2 protein-coding genes are annotated in these 1707 nt (G+C 37.8%); both read right to left on the bottom strand.

All coding sequences use genetic code 11. The features are described from left to right. Positions 1-934, bottom strand: a 934-nt coding sequence (desA, locus tag AC52RT_RS10270) for a Delta(5) desaturase DesA (RefSeq protein ID WP_495540657.1), incomplete at its 3' end; no start/stop codon positions are given. A gap of 143 nt (positions 935-1077) precedes the next feature. Then, a complete protein-coding gene (locus AC52RT_RS10265; RefSeq protein ID WP_495540656.1) occupies positions 1078-1647 on the bottom strand; it encodes a nitroreductase family protein in 570 nt (189 codons plus the stop codon). Between the last annotated feature and the right edge of the window lie 60 nt (positions 1648-1707).

Genomic DNA, 1707 nt, shown 5'->3' with positions numbered 1-1707 from the left:
GGAAGCGAAGGGCTCTTAGACTAGAGCGGATTGTTATGGTTGTTGCAGCCTGAAGCGGCATAGATGCTTCGTGTACTTTTTCAAGATTGTAGTTGGGTACTTTAGGACTTAGATGATGAACGTGATGGAAGCCAATATTTCCTGTAATCCATTGTAATACTTTTGGAAGTTTATAATAGGAACTGCCATCGATTGCGGCTTTGATATAATCCCACTGTTCTTCGTCCTCAAAGTACGAGTCTTCAAACTGATGTTGTACATAAAACAACCAAATTCCAAGTGCCCCTGCGATAAATACAATGGGCGCTTGGACTAGTAGAAAGTGCTGCCATCCAATTGACCAGGCTAATAGTCCATAAATGAAAAGTACGGATAGGTTAATGAAATAAGTGTTCGTACGTTCTTTTCCTCTTGCACCTTTACGATTGAATCGATTACTTATTAGAAAGAGATAGAATGGTCCAATTCCAAACATAACGATTGGATTTCGATACATTCGATAGACAAAACGCTGCCAAAAAGAAGAAGCGATATATTCGTCAACGGTTAAGATCCAAATATCACCTGTTCCTCTTTTGTTTAAATTGCTGCTGGTTGCATGATGAATAGAATGCTCACGTTTCCACTTTTCATATGGAAAAAGGGTGATAATTCCAGAGATAGTACCTAGTATCTTATTCCATTTTTTGCTTTTCAAGAATGATTGATGACAGCAATCATGGAAAATGATAAAGGTCCTGATTACAAATCCTGATGTTATGACCGCGCAAATAAGGGTCAACCAATAAGAAAATGCTAAGCTAAGATACGCTGCATACCAGGATAAGAAAAAGGGTGGAATTGTATTGATTAATTGTTTAATACTATCTTTGGTACTAGATCCTTCAAAAGGTGCAACCGTTTTTCTTAATGCCAATTGTTTTTGCTTACTCATGTCTTCCTCCTCTGGCTGCTTTTTTTCATTAATTTACCTAAAATACCCTAAACAACCATATAAAATTATCCTGTGTAGTTTTCTTATTTTTTACTCTCAAAAATAAAAAAAATCCCGATGGTTAATCGGGACTTTGAAAAATGTTAGTCAATCCATGTAGTAAACGATTCTATATCTGTTTTGTTCACTTCGCGCGGTTCCATATCTGGGTAGCCTAAGTATATAAAAGCAAGAATTTCACCTTTCTCCGTTAATCCAAAGAATTCAGCAACCTTTTTATGGTAGCAGATATTCCCGGTTCTCCATACGGTCCCTAATCCAAATGAGTGGGCAGCTAGCAGCATATTTTGCACAGCACTATTTACCGCAGCATGTTCCTCAGCTAAAATAACATTACCCTTATCACTTGGCTCCACACCAACTGCAATAACAACGGGTGCTCTTAAAGGGTTTTTGCTTGATTTATCAACTTTGGATGCCAATTCATCTGCAGGCAATCCTTCATTTTCTGCTTGTGTAATTTCACCTAGAACCTTGCCTAGCTTATTTCTTCCTTCACCCGTCATGACGAAAAAACGCCAAGGATTGGTCCGATGATGATTAGGTGCATGAATCCCAGCAGTTAAAATTTGTTCAATAATTTCAACTGGTACCTGATCAGGCTTCACCTTTCCAATACTTCTTCTTGTTAAAATGGCCTCCATAGCTTCCATTCAATCTCCTCCAATATTTCTCAACTTTAATTACCCTTATAGTACCACCTATATAAGCTG

It is taken from the genome of Peribacillus sp., assembly GCF_059453735.1.
This window is presented reverse-complemented; position numbering and strand designations above follow the sequence as displayed.